We start from the raw sequence: 19,741 nt of genomic DNA, 5'->3' as shown, positions 1-19,741 counted from the left end.
GAGTCCCCACCATGAACATTCCCAACCTCACCTCGGCGGACTTCCTGCCGCTCATCCCCGCCCTCATCCTGGTGCTGGGAGCGTGCATCCTGCTGGTGTCGGAGGTGTTCCTCTCCGCCACCTCGTCGCGCGGCTATCAGGCGGTGCTCGCCACCGTCACGTCCGTCATCGCGGGCATCGTGTCGCTGTCGCTGCTGGCCGAGCCGCCACGCGAGGTGTTCCTCGGCTTCGGGGTGCTGGACCCGTTCTCCAGCTTCCTCACCTTCATCGTCTGCGTGTCGGTGGGGCTGGCGGCGCTCACCTCGGCCGGCTTCCTGCGCAAGCGCGGCGCCGAGCGCGGTGAGTTCTACGCGCTCATGCTCTTCGCGGGCGCCGGTATGAGCCTGCTGGGCGTGTCCAACGAGCTCATCACGCTCTTCGTCAACATCGAGGTCCTCTCCATCTCCACGTACGCGCTGACGTCCTACCTGCGGCGCGGCACGCGGCCGAGCGAGGCGGGCTTCAAGTACTTCATCCTCGGCGCCTTCTCCTCGGCGGTGCTGCTGTACGGCTCGGCGCTGCTGTACGGCGCCACCGGCACCACGCTGCTGGGCGACATGGCGGCCCCGCTCAAGAGCGCGATGACCGTCAACCCGGCGCTCGTCTACGCGGGCGCGGTGCTGGTAGCCGCCGGCTTCGCCTTCAAGGTGGCCGCGGTGCCCTTCCACATGTGGACGCCGGACGTGTACGAGGGCGCTCCCACCCCCGTCACCGCGCTGATGAGCGCCGGTGTGAAGGCCGCCGCCTTCGTGGCCCTGGTGCGCGTGTTCGTCGTCCTGAGCAAGGGCATCAGCCCGGAGCTGCCCCTGGCGCTCTTCTCCGCCCTGGCGCTGCTCACCATGGTGGCGGGCAACCTGCTGGCCATCCCGCAGCGCAACGTGAAGCGCATGCTGGCCTACTCCTCCATCGCCCACGCCGGCTACCTCATGCTGGGCGTGGCTGCCCTCTTCGTGTCGCAGCCGGGCCAGGAGTTCAACCTGCTGGGCCCCACCGCGCTCGTGGGCGCCAGCCCCGAGGCCATCGCCCAGAACCAGGCCCTGCGCAGCATCCTCTTCTACCTGCTCGCCTATACCGTCACCGCGGTGGGCGCCTTCGGCATCATCTCCATGCTGGAGCGCCGCGAGGACGAGGAGAAGGGCACCGCGTGGGATCTCGAGCGCTTCAGTGGCCTGGCGCAGCGCCGGCCAGGTTGGGCCTTCGCCATGGCCGCCTTCATGCTGTCGCTCGCCGGTATCCCCCCCACCGTCGGCTTCATCGGAAAGCTCATCCTCTTCCAGGCCGCCGTGGACGCGGGCCTCGTGGGCCTCACCATCATCGCCGTCCTCTCCAGCGCGGCCGGCGCCTATTACTACCTGCGCGTGGTCGTCTACATGTACATGCGGCCCGTGCCCGAGGGCGCCCACACCCTCGAGCGCAACTGGATGACGGAGCTGGCCCTCGTGCTCTCCACCGTCGCCGTGGTGCTGATGGGCATCATGCCCGGCCCCGTCGGCGAGTGGATCGTCCAGGCCGGCTCGATCTTCAGCCGCTGAGCTCCCAGTCCGCTGGATTCACCGACGCCCGGGCGGCTTCCGCCCGGGCGTTTTCATTTGGGCGCACAGGCATCGGAAGCCGAAGCAGAGCCGCGGAGCCGCAAAAAGAAGGCGGCCCGGCATCCTCATGAAGGATACCGGGCCGCGGGTTCTTCTCAGGAAGCTCACCGGAAGCGGTTGAAGGCGGTGGGGGGGAACCTCCTTCGACCTGCTTCGACGTGCTCCGAGTCTTCTTTAGCACTCGCCATGCCAAGCCGGAGGGGGGCTCGAAGGCCAGTCCTTCCGGGCACTTGGCGCCGCTCGACACCGGCACGCCCTCCTGCTTTTCACCCTTGAATTGCAGCCTTGCAATCCGCCTTGCAGAAGTGCAAACGCCCATCTCCGCCGCCCCCCGAGGCCCAAAAAGAAGGCGGCCCGGCATCCTCATGAAGGATACCGGGCCGCGAGTTCTTCTCAGGAAGCTCACCGGAAGTGCTGAAGGCGGTGGGGGGGAACCTCCTTCAGCCTGCTTCGACGTGCTCCGGATCTTCTCTTTAGCACTCGCCATGCCAGCCGGAGATGGCCTCGAAGGCCAGTCGTTCCGGGCACTTGGCGCCGCTCGGCCTCGGCACGCCCTCCTGCTTTTCACCCTTGAATTGCAGCTTTGAAATCCGCTTTCAGAAGTGAAAACCACTCCGCTCGAGCAGCGGGGGCCGTGAGCAGAGCCGCAAAAAGAAGGCGGCCCGGCATCCTCATGAAGGATACCGGGCCGCGGGTTCTTCTCAGGAAGCTCACCGGAAGCGCTGAAAGCGGTGGGGGGGAACCTCTTTCAGCCTGCTTCGACGTGCTCTGAATCTTCTCTTTAGCACTCGCCATGCCAGCCGGAGACGGTCTCGAAGGCCAATCCTTCCGGGCACTTGGCGCCGCTCGACCCCAGCACGCCCTCCTGCTTTTCACCCTTGAATTGCAATCTTGAAATCCGCTTTGCAGAAGTGAAAGGGCTTTCAGCAGTGGAAAGAAGGACCCGGGCCCCGAGGCCCCAAAAAGAAGGCGGCCCGGCACCCTCATGGAGGATACCGGGCCGCGGGTTCTTCTCGAAAAGCTCACCGGAAGTGCTGAAGGGGTGGGGGGGAACCGCCTTCAGCCTCGCTTCGATGTGCTCCGGGTCTTCTCTTTAGCACTCGCCATGCCACGGCCCCCAGACTCTCAGAGGCCAGTAATTTCAGGCACTTAGCATTCCCCCTGCCTCCCAGGCCCCCCCTCCAGCCATTGCAGCGCTGCAATCCACTTCCAGATCTGAAAATCTGGCCTCATCCCGGGCACTTCTGCTTTTCAGGATTGAATACGCTTTGCAATCCTGACAAGGAGTGAAGCAGGAGACATCGCCCGTACAGCCTCAGTCCCGGTGTTCGGCCCCGGGTGGACGCAGGTTGAGGCGCTTCATCTTCCGCCACAGCGTGGTCGAGGAGATGGCCAGCTCCTCGGCGACCCGGCCCAGGTCCGTCCCGTGCCGCTCCAGGGCCTGGGCGATCGCCCGGCGCTCGGCATCATCCACCGCCTCGGCCAGCGTGGGCATCCGGGTGCTGGTGTCCGCCACCAGGGCTGAGGACGTGGCCCCCACGGGGCCCGCGGCATCCACGCGGGCCTCGAGGCGCACGGGGAAGTCCTCGGGAAGCAGCTCCGGCGACTCGGCCAGCGCCGCCGCCTGCTCCACCAGGTTCTCCAGCTCGCGCACGTTGCCGGGGAAGCTGTAGTTCATCAGGTGCTCCACCGCCGCCTTCGACAGGCGCTTGGGCGCCGGGCTGCGGGCGTTGGCGCGCTTGAGGAAGTGCTCGGCCAGTGCCGGCACGTCCTCCAGGCGCTCGCGCAGGGGTGGCACGCGCAACGACACCACGTTGAGCCGGTAGTACAGGTCCTGCCGGAAGCGCTTCTCGCGCACCTCCAGCTCGATGTCCCGGTTGGTGGCGGCGACGATGCGCACGTCCACCTTCACCGGGACGGACTCGCCCACGCGCCGCACCTCGCCCTCCTGCAGGGTGCGCAGCAGCTTGGACTGGAAGGCGGGCGTCGTCTCCGTCACCTCGTCGATGAAGAGCGTGCCTCCGTCCGCCTCCTCGACGAGGCCACGCCGGGCACGCACCGCGCCGGTGAAGGCCCCCTTGGCGTGGCCGAACAGCTCGCTCTCCAACAGCGTCTCGGAGATGGCGGCGCAGTTCACCGGGACGAAGGGCTTGTCCTTGCGCCGGCTCTGCGCGTGCACCGCCCGGGCGACGAGCTCCTTGCCCGTGCCGCTCTCGCCCTGCACCAGCACCGTGGCGTCGCTCTGCGCCACGCGGATCAACCGCGACTGCAGCTCCTGCATCGCCGGGCTGCGGCCCACCAGCGCGGACAGGCCGTAGCGCTCGTTGAACTCACCGGCGAACATGTCCACCGCCGCCAGCAGCCGGGCCCGCTCCAGCGCATGCTCCACCCGCAGGCGCAGCTCGCTCTCCTTGAAGGGCTTGGTGATGTAGTCGAACGCCCCCTCGCGCATGGCCGTCACCGCGCTCTCGATGGAGCCGAAGGCCGTCATCATGATGACCTGAAGACGCGGGCTGACCTCCAGCGCCTTCTTGAGGAGGGTGAGCCCGTCCATCGGCTCCATCTTCAGGTCCGTCAACATCAGGTCCACCCCGTTGTTCGCCAGGGTCGCGAGCGCCTCCTCGCCGTTGGCGGCCTCGAAGACGGAATACTGCGCGGAGCGCAGCAGGAGCGCGGTGGTGGTCCGCAGGTTGCGCTGGTCGTCCACGACCAGGATGCGGCCCCGGGAGAGCTGAGTGGGTGCGTCGGTCACGGCAGGCTCGTCGTCAGCTGGGTGAGGGGAAGGCGGAGGGTGAAGGTGGTGCCACGGCCCGGAGCACTCTCCACGGAAATCTCCCCGTGGTGCTCCTCGATGATGCGTTTGACCACGGCGAGCCCCAGGCCCGTGCCCTGGGCCTTGGTGGTGAAGAAGGGTTCGAAGACGCGGTGGACGAGCTCGGTGGGGATGCCACAGCCCTGGTCCGTCACGTCGATGCGCAGCATGTCCTTGCCGCCATGCGGCTCGCGCCGGGCGCGCACCTGGATGGGGCCGCCCTGGGGCATGGACTGGATGGAGTTGATGAGCACGTTGACGAGCGCCTGGCGGATGAGGCGCCGGTCCATCGGCACCCGCGGCAGCTCCGGGTCCGCGTCGACGGTGAAGGAGATGCGGCCGGAGCCCCCCTGCTGAGCCCGCGCGGAGTCCGCCGATTCCTGCAGCACGCGCGGGACTTCCTCCGGGTGCAGCATGGGCTCGCGCGGGCGGGTGTAGTCCAGCAGGTCCCCCACCATGCGGTTGAGCCGGTCGCTCTCCTCCGCGAGGATGTCCAGCAGCATGCCCGCGTCGCCCTCGGCCTTGATCATGCGGCGCAGCGAGGCCACGGCGTTGAAGATGACGCCCAGGGGGTTGCGCACCTCGTGGGCCACGATGGCGGACAGCTCGCCGAGCGCGGCCAGGCGCTCGCGCTTGACCATCTCCGCGCGCGCCGCGGCCAGCTCCGCGTAGGAGGCCCAGAGGGACTCGTAGAGGCGGGCGTTGGCGATGGCCAGGGCGATCTGCCCGCACGTGGCCTCGGCCAGCTCGATGAAGGCGGGCGGGAAGGTGCGCGGGCGGCGGGTGTCGTCCAGCAGCACCACGCCGATGAGCTCCTCGCGCGAGGTGAGTGGCAGGGCCAGCACGGCCTTCTCATCGAAACGGCGGACGAGCTCGCGCTGCGCCAGCTCCGCGACCTTCGACAGGTCCGGCACTGCGAACGGCCGGCGCTCGCGGGCCACGCGCGCCGCGATGCTCACGGGCTCCTCCACCGGAATCACCACGCCGCGGAAGAAGTCGCGGTGGGTGGCGGAGGCGGCGGCGCCGCGCAGGACTCCCGACTGCTCGTCATGCAGCAGGATGAAGCAGTTGGAGACGTCCAGCAGCTTGACGAGGAAGTCCGAGGCCACGTCCAGGATGCTGGCCACCTCCAGCGTGGCGGTGGTGGTGCGGGCCAGGTCCAGCAGCAGGCGCGTATCGGCGAGCTGCCGGGCGGACTCGCTGCGCAGGCGGCGCTGGTCGAGCAGCGTCATCATCAGCTCGGACAGTGGGAACAGCAGCCGCAGATCTCCCCCGGCGAAGGGGCGTCCCGGGGCACGCAGTACCTGGAGCAACCCCCGCGGGTGGCCACCATGGGCCAGGCGGACCGCCGCGCCACAGCCCAGGCGCCCGCCGGTGGCCTCCATCAACACCCCCTCCTCGGCCTCGCTGGAGAGCACCGCGCCCCGGGCCGCCGCCAGGGACGGCGACATGCCTCCGAGCGGCGCGGCGAGCACGGCGCTCAGCTGTCCATCCAGTCCCACCTGCGCCGTGAGGACCAGCTCCCCCTCTGGAGACTCGGGGGCATACAGCAGGGCGGCGTCCGCGCTGAGCAGCGTGGCCAGGCGCGAGAGGAAGGCCTCGGGCGAGGGCGGCTCCGGCTGGGCGACGAAGCGCGCCAGCTCGGCCACGGCCCCCAGCTCCAACCGGCCCCGCTCCACTTCCGCCAGCAGCCGCGCGTCGGTGAGCGCGGCGCCCACCACCTTGGCGAAGAGCGCCAGCACCGAGCCGTACGAGGACGACAGCCCTTGCCCCGACACCCACAGCACCTCCGACAGCGTGGTGCCCAGGGGGAGGTAGACGTGGCTGGACTCCCACTCGGGCTGGTGCCCGAAAGTGGGCCGCCCCTCGGCGAGTGCCCGCAGCCCCAGCGCCATGTCCTCCGGAGGCAGTGCCCCATCTCCGTCCCGGATGACGAAGCGCTCGCCTTCGCGCACCAGGAAGTGCGCGGAGAACCCCGCGCCCGTGAGGCCCGCCAGCGCCACCCTCCGCACCGCCTCCTCCGAGCGCGCCGCGACCAGCTCCGCGGACGTCTCCACCAGGCGCTCGGCCACCACCAGCTCCGCCGGCCGCTCGCCCAGCACCAGGAGGTTGATGAGCATCGCGCGGCCGCTCTCCTCCAGCTCCACCTCCTGCACGTAGGTCGCCACCTCGAGCGACCCCCCGCCCGCCCGGGGCAACAGGTAGCGCTGGGGGCCCGACTCCTTCAGCACCCCTTCCTCGCGCTTGCGGTAGCGCGCCTCCAGACGCGCCCGGTCTTCCGGACGGACGAAGTCCAGGAACAGGCGGCCCTCCACCTGCGCCCGGCCCTGGCCCAGCATCTCCAGGTAGGCCTCGTTCGCCGCCCACACCCGGCCTCCCCTGGCGACATACATGGGGTTGCCAAAGGATTCGATCAGGGCCCGCAGGGCCGTCTCGTTGAAACGCTTCGTCGTCATGCGCGCCGCAGGACCCGTTTCTCTCCGACCCGGAGCGTTACCTTCTCGCGGTCGAAGTACTCCGAGAGGGGAATGACGAACTTCCGGCTCTGCCCCACCAGCTCCTTGAAGGCCTGGGTGGAAATCTCCTTCTTCTCGCGCAGGTGGGCAACCAGCCGCTCCTTCAGCCCGGCCAGCGCTCCCGCGTCGAAGAACAGCTCCTCGCTCACCCGCGCCACCCTGCCCTCCGCCACCGCCACCTTGAGCAACTCCTGCACCCGGGCCGCCGGCAGGCGCAGCCGCTGCGCCAGCTCGTTGAGCGTGGGCGGCGCGAGTCCCGCCGCCGACAGGTCGGCCACCAACCGCGTGCGCGCCGCGTCCTCGTCCAGCGTGAGCGTCCGGCCGCGTCCCTTGAGGCGCACCACTTCCTTCTCCGCCTCCACCTTCCCCGCGTCCATCAACGCCTGCACCACCCGGGCGAAGAGGCGCGCGTCCAGCTCGCCCGACAGACGCTGGCGCAGCTCCTCCCGCGAGAGGCCCTCGCGCAGGGGCTCGCGCTCGTGGAAGGCGGCGAGCAGCGCCAGCGCCCGCGCCCGCAGGCCCTCGAACACCTCGCCGGAGACGTACAGGCGCCGCTCCCGGTCCACCAGCAGCGCCGTGCCGCGCGAGCCGAGCAGCTCCAGGGCCCGCCCCAACACCTTGGGCGCGAGCGCCGAGCGCGCGAAGAGCTCCTGCTGCGTGAGGCCCCGGTAGCCCGACTGGCGCAGCAACCACGCCACCTGGCCCCCCGCGTCCGCCTCCAGCAGCGGGGCCACCACCTCGGAGCCGCCCTTGCGGCGTCGTGGCGGGGTGATGGACAGCACGCGCCCACCGGCCAGCGTAGCGCCCCGCCCCGGCAGCGCACGCGAGCCCCGGAGGATGAAGCGCTGGCCCGGCAGCGCGGCCATGGGCTCGGACAGGCGCAGCTGCGCGAGCGCCGTCTCCCCCGGCTCCAGCTTCTCCAGGTCCAACAGCGCCACCGTGGCCTCCACCTGCGCGGTGCCCAGGTGCAGGAGCAGCTTGCGGCGCCGGGGCAGGGCCTCCTCCGCCGCGGGCAGCAGGCTCAGCTCCACGTCCAGCATGCGCGTGTCGGGCACCTCGCCGGCCTTCACCAGCACCATGCCGCGGGAAATCGCCTCGGGCTCCACGCCCGTCAGGTTCACCGCGGTGCGCTGGCCCGCCGCCACCTTCGGCGCCGCCTCGCCATGCATCTGCAACCCACGCACGCGCAGCGGACCGGGCAGGCCCGGCAGCAGCGACACGGGGTCCTCCACCGCCAGGATTCCGGACAGCAACGTGCCCGTCACCACCGTGCCGAACCCCTTGATGGTGAAGGCCCGGTCCACCGGCAGGAAGGCGGGACCCTCGGACGGACGCGAGGGCAGCCCCTGGGCCACCCGCGTGAGCGCGGCGCGCAGCCCCTCCAGCCCCTCCCCCGTCTTCGAGGAGACGGGCACCACCGGCGCGCCCTCCAGGAAGGTGCCCGCCACCAGCGTGGCCAGGTCCGCCTCCACCAGCGCGCGCCACTCGGCGCCCAGCTCCGCCAGCAGGTCCGACTTGGTGAGGGCGATGACACCGGCCTTCACCCCCAGCAACCGGCAGATGTCCAGGTGCTCGCGCGTCTGGGGCATCACGCCCTCGTCCGCGGCCACCACCAGCACCGCCACGTCCACCCCGCCGGCGCCCGCGGCCATCGCCTTCACGAAGCGCTCGTGGCCGGGCACGTCCACCACACCCGCCACGGTGCCATCGTCGAGCTTCAAGTGCGCGAAGCCCAGCTCCAGGGTAATCCCCCGGCGCTTCTCCTCCTTGAGCCGATCCGTGTCGATACCGGTGAGCGCCTTGACCAGTGACGTCTTGCCGTGATCGATGTGCCCCGCGGTGCCGATGATCATCTCACCCCCCGGCTCTCCCTCGGTTCAGGCCCCCGCCTTGTCCGGGTCCACGTCGAAGCGCCCGTCCTCGGTGACGGCCTCGTAGTCCCACGGGAAGACGACGAGCGCCTCGGTGGTCAGCGCGCTGAAGCCCGGGGCGAAGCCACCGGTACGGGCCACCAGCGTCGCGGTGTTCACTTCCTTGGCCCCCACCTTCTGCGCCAGCGCCGTGGCCAGCTCCAGGGTGTCCCCGCTGGAGGCCACATCGTCCACGATGAGCACGCGCTTGCCCTTGAGCTCCCGCGGCATCTCTCCGCTCAGCTTCGGCTTGGCCCCGCCCTTGTCCCGGCTGCGGCGGCTGATGCGCACCGGGAAGAACTCGCAGCCGAGCGCGCTGGAGAGCGCTCCGCCCACGAAGACTCCTCCGTGCGCCACGCCCACCACCACCTGGGGCTTGTAGCTCTTGCCTATCTCCCGCGCGAGCCCCTGAACCGATCGGTCGAACTGCGCCCAGGACAACTCCTGGACCCGGGTCTTCTTGTGGGACTGGTCGCGTCCGGTGAGCTGGCGCGGCGCCTCCACCTGAGGCGCGAGGATCAGGTCCGACGGGATGGAGACGAGCGTCTCCACCTGGTGCTTCTGGGAAGGCTTGCCCTTCGTGCCCTTGGGCGTTGCCTTCGGCGTTGCCCGCTTGGTGGCCACGGCGAGGACTCCAGTGTGGGGTGCGGTGCCGTCATACCCTGGGCAACGCGGTACCGCCACTCCCGCCGGAGCCTGCCTGCCCCCTCCTCAACTCATGGACTGGGTCATCTCCGCCAGGAGCGCGCGGATTTCATCCCCGGTGACCACGTAGTGCGTGGTGCAGAAATGGCAGTCCGCCTCGGCCTTGCCCTCCTTGGCGAGGATGTCCTCCAGCTCCTCGCGGCCCATGGACATCAGGGCCCGCTTCACCCGGTCCTTGCTGCAACTGCAGGTGAAGGAGATGGGGTAGCGCGACATCACCTCCAGATCCGCTTGGGGCACCAACGCTTTGAGGAGCGCCGTGGCGCCCTGGGCCGCATGGGCCCGCACGGCGGGCTCGAAGTCCTTGACGAGCCTGTCGCCGAGTGCCTGGAAGGCGCCCCGGTCCCCATCGGGCAGCGGCTGGAGGAGCAGACCCACCACCAGCCCCAGCGGCTCGCCGGTCCCATCCGACTTCTCCGGCAGCACGGTGAGGTAGACGCGCGAGGGCAGCTGGTCGGAGATGGTGAAGTAGCGCTCCAGGTCCCTGGCCAGGTCGAAGCTCTCCAACTCCACCGAGGAGCGGTAGTACTCGCCCCCACCCAGGTCGCGCAGCACGGAGAGGTAGCCCTTGTTCCCCAGCGCCGGACGCCAGTGATACTGGCCCTCGGCGCCCAGGTGGGACACGAGGGGGTTCTTCACGTAGCCGCGCAGCACACCCGAGGTGTCCCCATCCACGAAGAGGCCCCGGAGGGGCCCGTCGCACTCGAGCTGCAGGTTGATGCGCGAGTCGCTCTTCTGCAGCGCGGCGAGCAGGGCACCGGCGGTGAGTCCCTGCGCCATCAACGAGGCCGAGGCCGTCGCCGAGCGGTGCAGCTCGCGCGCCCGGCGAGCGAGCTCGCTGGCGGTGACGAGCACCACGCGCAGGTCGGTTTCCTTCAACAATCCACTGACGAGTTCATCGGCCATAGGTCGTGGAAGTAGCGTGCCCACCCGCGCGCCGCTCGCCAATGACAATGAGCGCGCGGGCTCCCCCGTCCGGGGTCCGGGCGGAGGGGCCTCCTTGGAAGCATCGTCCCACCTAATACCTCCGTGTGCCCCGGCTGCCGCCGGCTGATGGAGGAAAGTGCTCCCCCCGGACGGGACCGGGCTATAACCCACTGTCCGTCTGTCCGTCCGTCTTCCGGAGTACCGATGAGCACCCACGCCGCAGCCGCCCCCGCCAATTCGCAGAAGACGCCGCTCCTCCAGTCCCGCCTGGGCTCGTTCCTCGCCGTGGTGCCGCTGAGCATCTGGGTGGTGAACCACCTGTGGGACAACCTCGCCGCCTGGCAGGGCGCCGAGGCCTGGCAGTCGGCGGTGACGCAGTACAAGCACCCCTACGCCCAGGCCGCCACGTTCCTGATCGTCCTCCTCCCGCTGCTCCTCCACACCGGGTGGGGCATCGTGCGGATGCTGAGCTTCAAGCCGAACAACGCGGCCTACCCGTACTACGGCAACCTCAAGTACATCGTTCAGCGCGTGGCCGGCCTCGGCGTGCTCTTCTTCCTGGGCGCGCACATGTGGCTGGCCTTCCTGCACCCGCGGCTGGTGCAGGGTCACCCGGAGCCGTTCTCGGACATCGCGCGGGAGATGCACTTCCACACGCCGACGATCGTCGTCTACCTGCTGGGCGTGCTGGGCACGGCGTACCACATCGCCAACGGCCTGCAGGGCTTCGCCATGGGCTGGGGTCTGCTGGCCTCCGAGCGCTCCATGCGCCGCTTCGAGCCGTGGTCCATCGCCATCTTCCTGGTGCTGCTGGCCATGGGTTGGGGCGCCATCTTCGCGTTGTACAAGGCCGGCGCCGCCTACGGGTGAGGGGCTTCCCCGGAGCAACCCCGCAACGACAACGGCCGCCCCGGGGTTCCGGGAGCGGCCGTTTCACTTCCGTACTGCCGGCCTAGAACGGGATGTCGTCGTCCCCGCCGCCGTTGCCGCCACCGCCGCCCATGCCACCACCGTCGTCCATCGGAGGCGGGCCGTAGTCGTCGTAGCCGCCGCCCTGCTGCTGGCCACCCCCGCGCTGCGAGTAGCCACCACCGCGGCCGCCACCGCCACCACCGCCACCCGCGCCGGCGCCGTCACGGCCGCCGAGGAAGGTCACTCCGTTGGCCACCACCTCCGTGGTGTAGTTCTTGCGGCCTTCCTTGTCCGTCCACTCGCGCGTCTGCAGGCGCCCCTCGACGTAGCACTGGCGGCCCTTCTTCAGGTACTCGCCGCAGAGCTCCGCGAGCTTCCCCCACACCACGATGCGGTGCCACTCCGTGCGCTCCTGCTTCTGGCCGTTCTTGTCCGTCCAGGTGTCGCTGGTCGCGATGCGGAAGTTGGCGACCGCCTGGCCGCCGGGGGTGAAACGCACCTCCGGGTCCGCGCCGAGGTTGCCGATGAGGATGACCTTGTTGACTCCTCCAGCCATGACTGCGTCCTTTCTCTTCGAGGACCGACCCACCACGGGCCGGTCACATGCTTCCGGTGCGGGAACAGAACCCGCACTCGAGCTCGCCCTATAGCATACCGGGTGAGTCCCCACCTGAACAGGGATTCACCCGGTCATCCGTTGTCTGTCTGGCAGGCGAGGAAATAGCGGACCGAGCGTCTACCCGCCGGGACGGGTCTCGGCGGTGCGCTCGGCGGCAGGGCCCATGGGCACCACGGCCGCCGGGGCCACCACCTGCGTGGGCACCAGCTGCTGCGGCTTGGGCGCCTTCTCCTCGGCCACCTTGCGCGACAGCGAGCCCTCCAGCGAGCGAGCGAACTCGGCTGCCTTCGTGTCGGTGGAGCCCAGGCTCTTCTTCAACGCCTTCCAGAAGGGGTGCTCCGCCTCACCGGCCTGCACCAGCCCGCGCGCCAGCAGCGAGGTGGCCACCTCGCGGTCCTTCGCCGAGGCACTCCGCAGCGCCTGCACCAGCTCCTCCGGCGCCGTGCGCGCCACGGCGCCCAGGCCCTCGACCATCTCCGACTCGGAGCCGGCATCACCCAGGGAAGCCCCGGACAGCTCGACGATGCGCGAGAGCGCCTCGGCGTTGCCGCTGGCGGCCAGCTCCACCATGCTGCCCAGCCCGGGGACCTCCATCGACAGCTCACGCGCCACCGTGCGCAGCCGGCCATACACCTCCGAGCCCGCCGAGTAGCTGTCCAGCAGCGTGCGCACCCCGAGGTAGTCCTGCGGGTTGGACTGGTAGAGGCTCTCGGCCAGCACCGCGCGCACCGCGGGATCCCTCTCGCTGCGCCACGCCGTGCGCAGGAAGCCGATGTTGCGCGGATCCCTCTGGCTGCCCAGCGCCAGGTACGTCTTCACCCGGCTGGTCACCTCGGCCAGGGGGCTGCTCGACTTCTCCTCGCTGGCGAGCTCCGCCACCGCGCGCCCGGGGCCCAGGGTGGAGCCCACCGAGGCCACCGCCGCGCCCAGCGCGTCCAGCCCGCGCACCACCGGCCCGGAGCGGCCCGGGTAGTCGTTCACCATCATGGAGAAGATGAACTTCTCCCCACCGGCCGCCTGCACGTAGCCGCTGAGGGCCGACACGTTCTCCAGCGTGCCCGTCTTGGCGCGCAGCCGGCCCACGGCCTCGGTGCCGTCGAAGCGGTAGCGCAGCGTGCCGTCCTTGCCGGCGATGCCCAGCGAGGACAGGTACTCGGGCGCCAGCGGGAAGCGCTGGTACATGTAGCGGAGGATGCGGTCCATCTGCGCGGCGGAGAAGCGGTTGGCGTCATTGAGGCCGCTGCCGTTCTTCATCACGTAGGTGCCGCGGGGGATGCCCACCTCGCGCGAGAGGAAGTCCTCCACCACGTCGATGCCCTTGGCGAAGGAGCCCGGCACCCCGCGCGCCTCGGCGCCCATCGTCTTGAGGAGCATCTCGGCGATGAAGTTGCTCGACACCTTGTTGAGGCGCTTGAGGATGACGTCGAAGGTCTCCGAGTGGGCCACGTACACCAGCTTCGCCTTCTGGGGCGTGACACCCGGCTTCACCTTGCCCTTCACCTTCACGCCGCGCGCATTGAGCATCTGCTTGAGCGTCTGGCCGAAGTACATGGGCGGGTTGTCGATCTTCTTGTACACGCTCATGTAGCCGCCACCCTGGGCCACCTGACCGCGCACGACGATCTTCTGCTGGGCGCCGGCCGCATCCGACGCCACCGAGAAACGGCGGGCCCGGTGGTTGCCGGTGGTCAGCTGGTTGTCCACCGCGAAGTAGTCGCTGGGCGGCTCGAGCTCCACCACGCCCTTGGCGCCCACGGTGTCACCCGGACGCAGGTACACGCCCACCGCGTTCCAGTTGAGGCTCAAAGCGCCCGTGGGGGCCATGTAGGCCCGGTCCGAGTCCTCCTGGTCATAACCGGGAGGGGTGCGCTCGGGATCGAACCACGCCTCGTCCACGACGATGTCCTGCACCTCGCGCAGGCCGGTGTGGAAGAGGTCCGCCACCATGCCGTACAGCCGCTCGGTGTTGATGGACGGGTCGCCCTTGCCGCGCACATAGAGCGTCTTGGCCTTGAGACCGTCGGACTCGGGCTCCACGAGGAACTCGGTCTCGAAGCGGTACTCGGGCCCGAGCGTGACGAGCGCCGCCGCCGAGGTGACGAGCTTCACGTTGGAGGCGGGGTTGAGCAGCTCGTCGGCGTTCTGGCTGAACACCACCGTGCCGTCGTCGAGGCTCATCATGTGGACGCCCACACGGCTGGCGTTGAGGGGCTCGCGTTGGAGGACCTGCATCAACGAAGCCTTGAGTGCCTCGCGCTCGGCGCGCTTCTTGTCGTCCGCGGCGGCGGCGCCGGCGCGCGGAAACGTGACGAAAATGGCAAACGTCACGGCCAAGAGGGATCTGGCTCGGTGAACCTGCACGTGCTCTCCGGGGAAGGTGACGGCCATTATGGGAGGGGGAGTCAGGAGCGGCAAGGGAGACACTCGATCGGAGAGTGCGTCCCGGGTGCCCGGCCTTCCACCAGGCGGCAAAGCGTCGCCGCTCGTGTGGACTAGTGCTCGATTTACGAGAAAGACGGCGGGGCGGGCATGCGTGTGATACCGCTGTGAATTCTACCCACCCGGGCCGACATGGAGGAGCCGTCCCCGCATGGGTAAGAGGCACTCCGACAGGTGCTACCAGGGGATGGCGCGGCGCTCTCGGAAGAAGCCCCCCGAGGGACCCTCCGGGGGGAGTGTGGCCGCCCAGACCAGGGTGTCGGCCCCCTCCTCCACGCTCCGTGAAGCCCCCTCCCCTCCCATCCGGGTCCTCACCCAGCCGGGGCAGACGGCGTTCACGAGCAGGTGGCGCGGCTTCAGCTCCGCGGCGAGCAGGCGGGTCAGCGCGTTGAGTCCTAGCTTCGAGACGCGGTAGGCCGAGCCCGGCCAGCCCTTCGCCGCGTACCCGCCGCCGCGGACGTCGTCGACGAACTCATGCATGAGCGCGACCAGCTCCTCCTTCGAAGGAGGTGGGTCGACGCGCTGGCGGATGGCCGGGGAGAGCCCCTCGAGCTCGCCGGCCCCGCTCGACACCATGACGATGCGGCCGTGCTCCTCCATGAGGGGCAGCAGACGCTCGGTGACGTGCAGGGGCCCGAGGAAGTTGGCGGCGACGGTCCGCTCGGCCACGCTGGCGTCGAACCCCTGCAGGGCGATGGCCGCGTTGTTGACGAGCGACGCCAGCCGGAGGCCCTGGCGCTCGAGCCGGTCCGCCAGCTTGTCGATGCTCTCCTGGGAGGTGACGTCGAGGGGCTCGAAGGTGACCTCGAGGCCCTCGGAGCGCAGCGCGGCGGTGGCCTCGGCGCCCGCGGCGATGTCCCGGGCCGAGAGCAACACCCGCATGCCGAGCCGGCCGAGTTGCCGGCAGACCTCGAGCCCCAGACCGCGATTGCCCCCCGTCACGAGGGCCGTTCCCGTCACCTTCGCCATGTGCCGTCACCTCCGGCCGGCAAGGGTAATGACGGGCCCCGCCACCCGCAGCGGTCAATCGGCGGACAGCGAGGACTCGTAGCTGCGGATGGCCTCGTGGAGGACACTGCGGAAGTAGGGGTCCGCCTCGCCAGGGTCGTCGCGGAGCGCTACCAGGAGGGGATACACGCGCGGATCCTGGAGCTCCATCGCCGCCTCGACCACCAGGACCATGACGTTGTCGGCGGAGAGCGCCGCCAGGAGGGGCTCCAGCACCCGGGGGTCCTTCCTCCGGGCGAGCCCCACGAGCGCCTCGCCCCGGATCTCCTCGTTGGGGTCCGTGAGCCGGCGCAGCAGGGCCTCCCGCAGCTCGGGCGTGTCGATGTCGAGCTGGGTGCCCAGATTGAAGGTGGACCAGTTGCGGATGTCCTCGTCGGGGTCGCCCGACAGCGCGATGAGCGCGGCGATGGCCTCCGGGTCCTGCTGGCACATCAACCCGTGAACCACGCCGCTCCGCACCTCCGCGCACGGATGGCTCTTGAGCTTCACGAGCTCCGGCACCGCGCGCGGATCCCGAAGGTGGCCGAGCGCGGCCGAGGCGGAGCTGAGCACGGCGGGCTCGGTCTCCCGGCGGAGCAGGTCCAGCAGGAGCTGGAGAGACTCCTCGGGGAAGGTCCGCTTGGGAATGCCCAGCTGCCCCAGGATGTCCGCGCCCCGGCCGCGCTCCCTGGCCAGCGGCGACTGCACCAGACGCCTGGCCGCCTCGAAGACCTCGCGGGTCCCCCTCCAGTGGAGCAGGGCGATGGCATCCCAGGCCTGCTCGTCTTCTTCCTCACCTCTCAGGGAGAGGGCGATGAGTTCTTCGGTGCTACGGGGATCCTCGGGTCTGCGGTAGTCCATGGTGCATCCGTGCGATCGAGCCCCCCGCGGCCCCTGGAGTAATGACGGCCTGGCAATCAGGAAAGGCTTGGAAGTGCTCCTGATTGAGTTCCGAACAGGAGGGCGCTGTGCCACAACGAAGGACCCGATGCCCCCGCCGCTCCGCCATGCAGTCCTGGCGCTCCTCGTGGCGCTCGTGCCCGGCTGCCGCGCCGAGCGCCCGCCGCCGGGCATCACCGTGCTCATCGAGGCCCCTGCCGAGACGCTGGACAGCCGGCTCACGCTGACGGCCACGGGCCAGCGCATCGCCCAGCTCATCACCCCCGGGCTCATCACCTTCGACGACAGCAGCACACCCGTGCCGGACCTCGCGGAGTCCTTCCGCGAGCTGTCGCCCACGCTCGTGGAGCTCACCCTGCGCCCGGGGCTCACCTTTCACGACGGCAGTGCCCTCACCGCCGAGGACGTGAAGGCCACCTACGACAGCATGAGGGACGCGGCCATCGCCAGCCCCAGGGCGGAGCGGTACGCGGCCGTCGAGCGCGTCACGGTGGTGGACGCGCGCACGGTGCGCTTCCACCTGCGCCAGCCCTACGCGCCGCTGCTCTCCGAGCTGTCGCTGGGCATCCTCCCCGCCGAGCGGGCCTCGGCCGCGGGCAAGGAGCTCCAGGGCCGGGCCCCCATCGGCGCGGGCCCCTTCCGCTTCGAGTCCCAGCCGGACGAGGAGCACCTCACGCTGGTGCCCTTCGCGGGCCACCACCACGGCGCGCCCGCCATCCCCCGGCTGCACTTCCGCGTGGTGCGGGATGAGACGACGCGCGTGCTGGAGCTGCTCAAGGGGCGCGCGGACCTGGTGCTCAACGCGCTCTCCCCCGCCGTGCTGCCCGCGCTGGAGCGCGAGCCGTCGCTGCGCATCCTCACCAAACCGGGCACCGGCTTCGCCTACCTCGGCCTCAACCTGCGCGGAGGGCCGCTCACGGACGTGCGGGTGCGCCGGGCCCTGTGCCACCTCGTCGACGTGGGGCCGCTCGTCACGTACAAGTTCCACGGCCTGGCCGAGCCCGCCCAATCCATGCTGCCGCGCACGCACTGGGCCTGGGCTCCCGTTACCGGCTGCCGGTACGACCCGAAGGAGGCCGCGCGCCTGTTGGACGAGGCGGGCTACCCGGATCCGGATGGGCCCGGGGGCGCACCCCGCCTCCGGCTCCAGCTCAAGACGAGCACCGACCGCTTCCGCCGCTCCGTGGCGCTCGTGCTCCAGGAGCAGCTCGCGCGCGGTGGCGTGGCCGTGGAGGTGCGCTCGCTCGAGTTCGGCACCTTCTTCAACGACATCCGCCGGGGCAACTTCGAGCTCTTCACCCTCAAGTGGGCCTCCGTCATCGAGCCGGATCTGCTGCGCGGCGCGTACCACTCGGGCAACGTGCCCACGGAGGCCAACCACTGGGGCGGCTTCAACCGGGGCGCGCTGAAGGACGAGGCGCTCGATGCCCTGCTCGACGAGGCCAGCCGTGTGTCCACGCCCGAGCGCAAGGCGCTCTACGCGCGGGCGCAGGAACAGGTGGACGCGCTGATGCCCGTGGTGCCCCTGTGGCACGAGAGCTCCGTGGCGGTCGCCTCCCAGCGGCTCCAGGGCTTCGAGCCGAGCGCCCATGGCATGTTCACGCCGCTGGCGCGGGCGAGGATGGTGGAGCCATGAGGCGGCTCGTCTCCGCGGCGGTGGCGCTGGTGGGCGCGCTGCTGCTGGTGTCGCTCTTCCTGCACCTCGTGCCGGGAGACCCCATCGACGTGATGCTCGGCGAGCAGGCCACGCAGGTGGACCGCGAGGCACTGCGCCGCGCGGTGGGGCTCGATCAGCCCGTGCACCTCCAGCTGTGGAACTTCACCCGGGACTTCCTCACCGGCGAGCTGCGCACCTCGCTGCCGCCCTTCCAGAGGAAGGTGCTGCCCGCCATCGGCACGGCCCTGCCCCACACGCTGCTGCTCGCCCTCGCGTCCATGGTCATCGCCGTGGTGCTGGCCATTCCGCTCGGCGTGTTCGCGGCCTCGCGCCGGGGCACGGCGGTGGACGCGGCGGCCATGAGCGCGGCCGCGGCCGGAGTGGCCCTGCCCCGCTTCTGGCTGGGACCGGTGCTCATCATCCTCTTCGCCCTGAAGCTGGACTGGCTGCCCGTGTCCGGCGCCGACTCCTGGCGCCACCTCGTGCTGCCCGCATTCACGCTGGGCACCGCGCTCGCGGCGTTCCTCGCGCGGATGACGCGGGCCTCCATGCTGGAGGCGCTGCGCGAGGACTACGTCACCGTGGCCCGCGCCAAGGGGCTCCACCCGCGCGCCGTGCTGTGGCGGCATGCCTTCCGCAACGCCCTGCTGCCCATCCTCACCGTGCTCGGGCTCGAGTTCGGCGCCCTGCTCGGCGGCGCCATCGTCACCGAGAAGGTCTTCGCCTGGCCCGGCATGGGCACCCTGCTCCTCTCCGCCATCGAGAAGCGCGACTACAACACCGTGCGCGCCACCGTGCTCGTCTTCACCTGCTGCTACGTGCTCGTCAACGCGCTCACCGACGTGGCCTACTCACTCGTGGACCCGCGCGTGCGGAGGCGCGCATGAGGAGGCTCCGCTTGCGCTCCGTGGGCGGACGCTTCGGCCTCGCCGTGGCGGGGCTGCTCGTCCTCACCGCGCTGCTGGCCCCGGTGCTCAGCCCCCATGCGCCGGAGACCCTCGACCTCGCCGCCGAGCTCACTCCTCCCGGCCCCGGCCACCTGCTCGGCGCGGGGGAGAACGGCATCGATCTGCTCACCCACGTCCTCCACGGGGCGCGCCTCTCGCTCGTCGTGGCGGTATTCGCCGTGGCCCTCTCGGCGCTGGTGGGCACCGTGCTCGGAGGGCTGGCGGGCTACGTGGGCGGGCTCGTGGACGAGGCCCTCATGCGCCTCACCGACGTGCTGCTCGCCTTCCCCGGCATCCTCCTGGCCATCTTCATCACCGCCGTGCTGGGGCCCTCGCTGACGCACGTCGTCTTCGCCCTGAGCTTCACCGGATGGACGGGCTATGCCCGGCTGGCGCGGGCCCAGGTGCTCACCCTGCGCGAGCGCGATTACGTCCAGGCCGCGCGGGCCCTGGGTGCCGGCAACACGCGCATCCTCTTCCGCCATCTGCTGCCCAATGCAGCGGGGCCGCTCGTCATCCAGGCAACCTCCGCCCTGCCCGGCGCCATCCTGGCCGAGGCCTCGCTCAGCTTCCTCGGGCTCGGCGCGCCTCCGGGGACACCCTCGTGGGGGGCACTGGTGGACCAGGGGACGCAGTACCTGCTCGTCGCGCCCCATGTGGCCCTCTTTCCCGGGCTGGCGCTGGCCCTCACGGTGCTGGGCTTCCACCTGCTCGGAGACGCCGTGCGCGATACGCTGGACCCGAAGCACCCGGAGCACCGGCCCTGAGTGGCCGCCGCC

The 19,741-nt window shown here is 70.4% G+C and carries 14 protein-coding genes; 5 read left to right on the top strand and 9 right to left on the bottom strand.

Annotation, left to right across the window (positions count from 1 at the left end):
- The first annotated feature begins 11 nt into the window (after positions 1 to 11).
- Entirely contained in the window at positions 12 to 1,571 is a 1,560-nt protein-coding gene (locus NR810_RS13170; RefSeq protein ID WP_257452250.1) for an NADH-quinone oxidoreductase subunit N, read from the top strand.
- A 1,375-nt stretch (positions 1,572 to 2,946) separates the two neighbouring features.
- Here NR810_RS13170 and NR810_RS13165 read toward each other — a convergent pair.
- The 5 genes from NR810_RS13165 to hslO all read right to left on the bottom strand — a co-directional run bounded on the left by NR810_RS13165 (position 2,947) and on the right by hslO (position 10,480).
- Positions 2,947 to 4,383 carry a sigma-54-dependent transcriptional regulator gene (locus NR810_RS13165; protein WP_257452247.1) on the bottom strand — a complete coding sequence of 479 codons (1,437 nt, stop codon included), beginning with the start codon at positions 4,381 to 4,383 and terminating at the stop codon, positions 2,947 to 2,949.
- A complete protein-coding gene (locus tag NR810_RS52100) occupies positions 4,380 to 6,899 on the bottom strand; it encodes an ATP-binding protein (RefSeq protein ID WP_306818143.1) in 2,520 nt (839 codons plus the stop codon). Before NR810_RS52100 ends, NR810_RS13165 begins: the two co-directional genes overlap by 4 nt.
- On the bottom strand, positions 6,896 to 8,812 hold the full coding sequence (gene selB, locus NR810_RS13150; protein WP_257452245.1) for a selenocysteine-specific translation elongation factor: 1,917 nt from the start codon (positions 8,810 to 8,812) through the stop codon (positions 6,896 to 6,898). The genes NR810_RS52100 and selB overlap by 4 nt, the downstream gene beginning before the upstream one ends.
- Positions 8,813 to 8,836: 24 nt before the next feature.
- Positions 8,837 to 9,421 carry a phosphoribosyltransferase gene (locus NR810_RS13145; RefSeq protein ID WP_407653784.1) on the bottom strand — a complete coding sequence of 195 codons (585 nt, stop codon included), beginning with the start codon at positions 9,419 to 9,421 and terminating at the stop codon, positions 8,837 to 8,839.
- A 159-nt stretch (positions 9,422 to 9,580) separates the two neighbouring features.
- Positions 9,581 to 10,480 (bottom strand): Hsp33 family molecular chaperone HslO, encoded by a 900-nt coding sequence (gene hslO, locus NR810_RS13140; RefSeq protein WP_257452241.1) that lies wholly within the window; start codon positions 10,478 to 10,480, stop codon positions 9,581 to 9,583.
- Positions 10,481 to 10,705: 225 nt separating this feature from the next.
- Between hslO and NR810_RS13135 the strand changes: the two genes are divergently transcribed.
- Positions 10,706 to 11,371 carry a succinate dehydrogenase gene (locus NR810_RS13135; RefSeq protein ID WP_257452238.1) on the top strand — a complete coding sequence of 222 codons (666 nt, stop codon included), beginning with the start codon at positions 10,706 to 10,708 and terminating at the stop codon, positions 11,369 to 11,371.
- A gap of 82 nt (positions 11,372 to 11,453) precedes the next feature.
- Here NR810_RS13135 and NR810_RS13130 read toward each other — a convergent pair whose 3' ends face one another.
- The 4 genes from NR810_RS13130 to NR810_RS13115 all read right to left on the bottom strand — a co-directional run bounded on the left by NR810_RS13130 (position 11,454) and on the right by NR810_RS13115 (position 16,319).
- Complete coding sequence (locus NR810_RS13130) at positions 11,454 to 11,969, bottom strand: single-stranded DNA-binding protein (protein ID WP_257452236.1); 516 nt, start codon at positions 11,967 to 11,969, stop codon at positions 11,454 to 11,456.
- A 180-nt stretch (positions 11,970 to 12,149) separates the two neighbouring features.
- Positions 12,150 to 14,393 carry a D-alanyl-D-alanine carboxypeptidase/D-alanyl-D-alanine endopeptidase gene (dacB, locus tag NR810_RS13125; RefSeq protein WP_257452234.1) on the bottom strand — a complete coding sequence of 748 codons (2,244 nt, stop codon included), beginning with the start codon at positions 14,391 to 14,393 and terminating at the stop codon, positions 12,150 to 12,152.
- 255 nt (positions 14,394 to 14,648) lie between these two features.
- Positions 14,649 to 15,440 carry an SDR family NAD(P)-dependent oxidoreductase gene (locus NR810_RS13120; RefSeq protein ID WP_257452224.1) on the bottom strand — a complete coding sequence of 264 codons (792 nt, stop codon included), beginning with the start codon at positions 15,438 to 15,440 and terminating at the stop codon, positions 14,649 to 14,651.
- A gap of 54 nt (positions 15,441 to 15,494) precedes the next feature.
- Positions 15,495 to 16,319 carry a HEAT repeat domain-containing protein gene (locus NR810_RS13115; RefSeq protein ID WP_257452215.1) on the bottom strand — a complete coding sequence of 275 codons (825 nt, stop codon included), beginning with the start codon at positions 16,317 to 16,319 and terminating at the stop codon, positions 15,495 to 15,497.
- A 127-nt stretch (positions 16,320 to 16,446) separates the two neighbouring features.
- Between NR810_RS13115 and NR810_RS13110 the strand changes: the two genes are divergently transcribed.
- The 3 genes from NR810_RS13110 to NR810_RS13100 are packed head-to-tail and all read left to right on the top strand — an operon-like array spanning position 16,447 to position 19,729.
- Positions 16,447 to 17,994: an ABC transporter substrate-binding protein gene (locus NR810_RS13110; RefSeq protein WP_257452204.1), complete on the top strand. Its 1,548-nt coding sequence runs from the start codon at positions 16,447 to 16,449 to the stop codon at positions 17,992 to 17,994.
- On the top strand, positions 17,991 to 18,902 hold the full coding sequence (locus tag NR810_RS13105; protein ID WP_257452202.1) for an ABC transporter permease: 912 nt from the start codon (positions 17,991 to 17,993) through the stop codon (positions 18,900 to 18,902). The genes NR810_RS13110 and NR810_RS13105 overlap by 4 nt, the downstream gene beginning before the upstream one ends.
- Positions 18,899 to 19,729, top strand: coding sequence for an ABC transporter permease (locus NR810_RS13100; protein ID WP_257452199.1), 831 nt, complete (start codon positions 18,899 to 18,901; stop codon positions 19,727 to 19,729). Before NR810_RS13105 ends, NR810_RS13100 begins: the two co-directional genes overlap by 4 nt.
- The last annotated feature ends 12 nt before the right edge of the window (positions 19,730 to 19,741 follow it).

This window comes from Archangium lipolyticum (assembly GCF_024623785.1).
Classification (GTDB): Bacteria; Myxococcota; Myxococcia; order Myxococcales; family Myxococcaceae; genus Archangium; species Archangium lipolyticum.
Note: the sequence above shows the minus strand (reverse complement) of the source record. Positions and strands in the feature narration are given on the sequence as shown.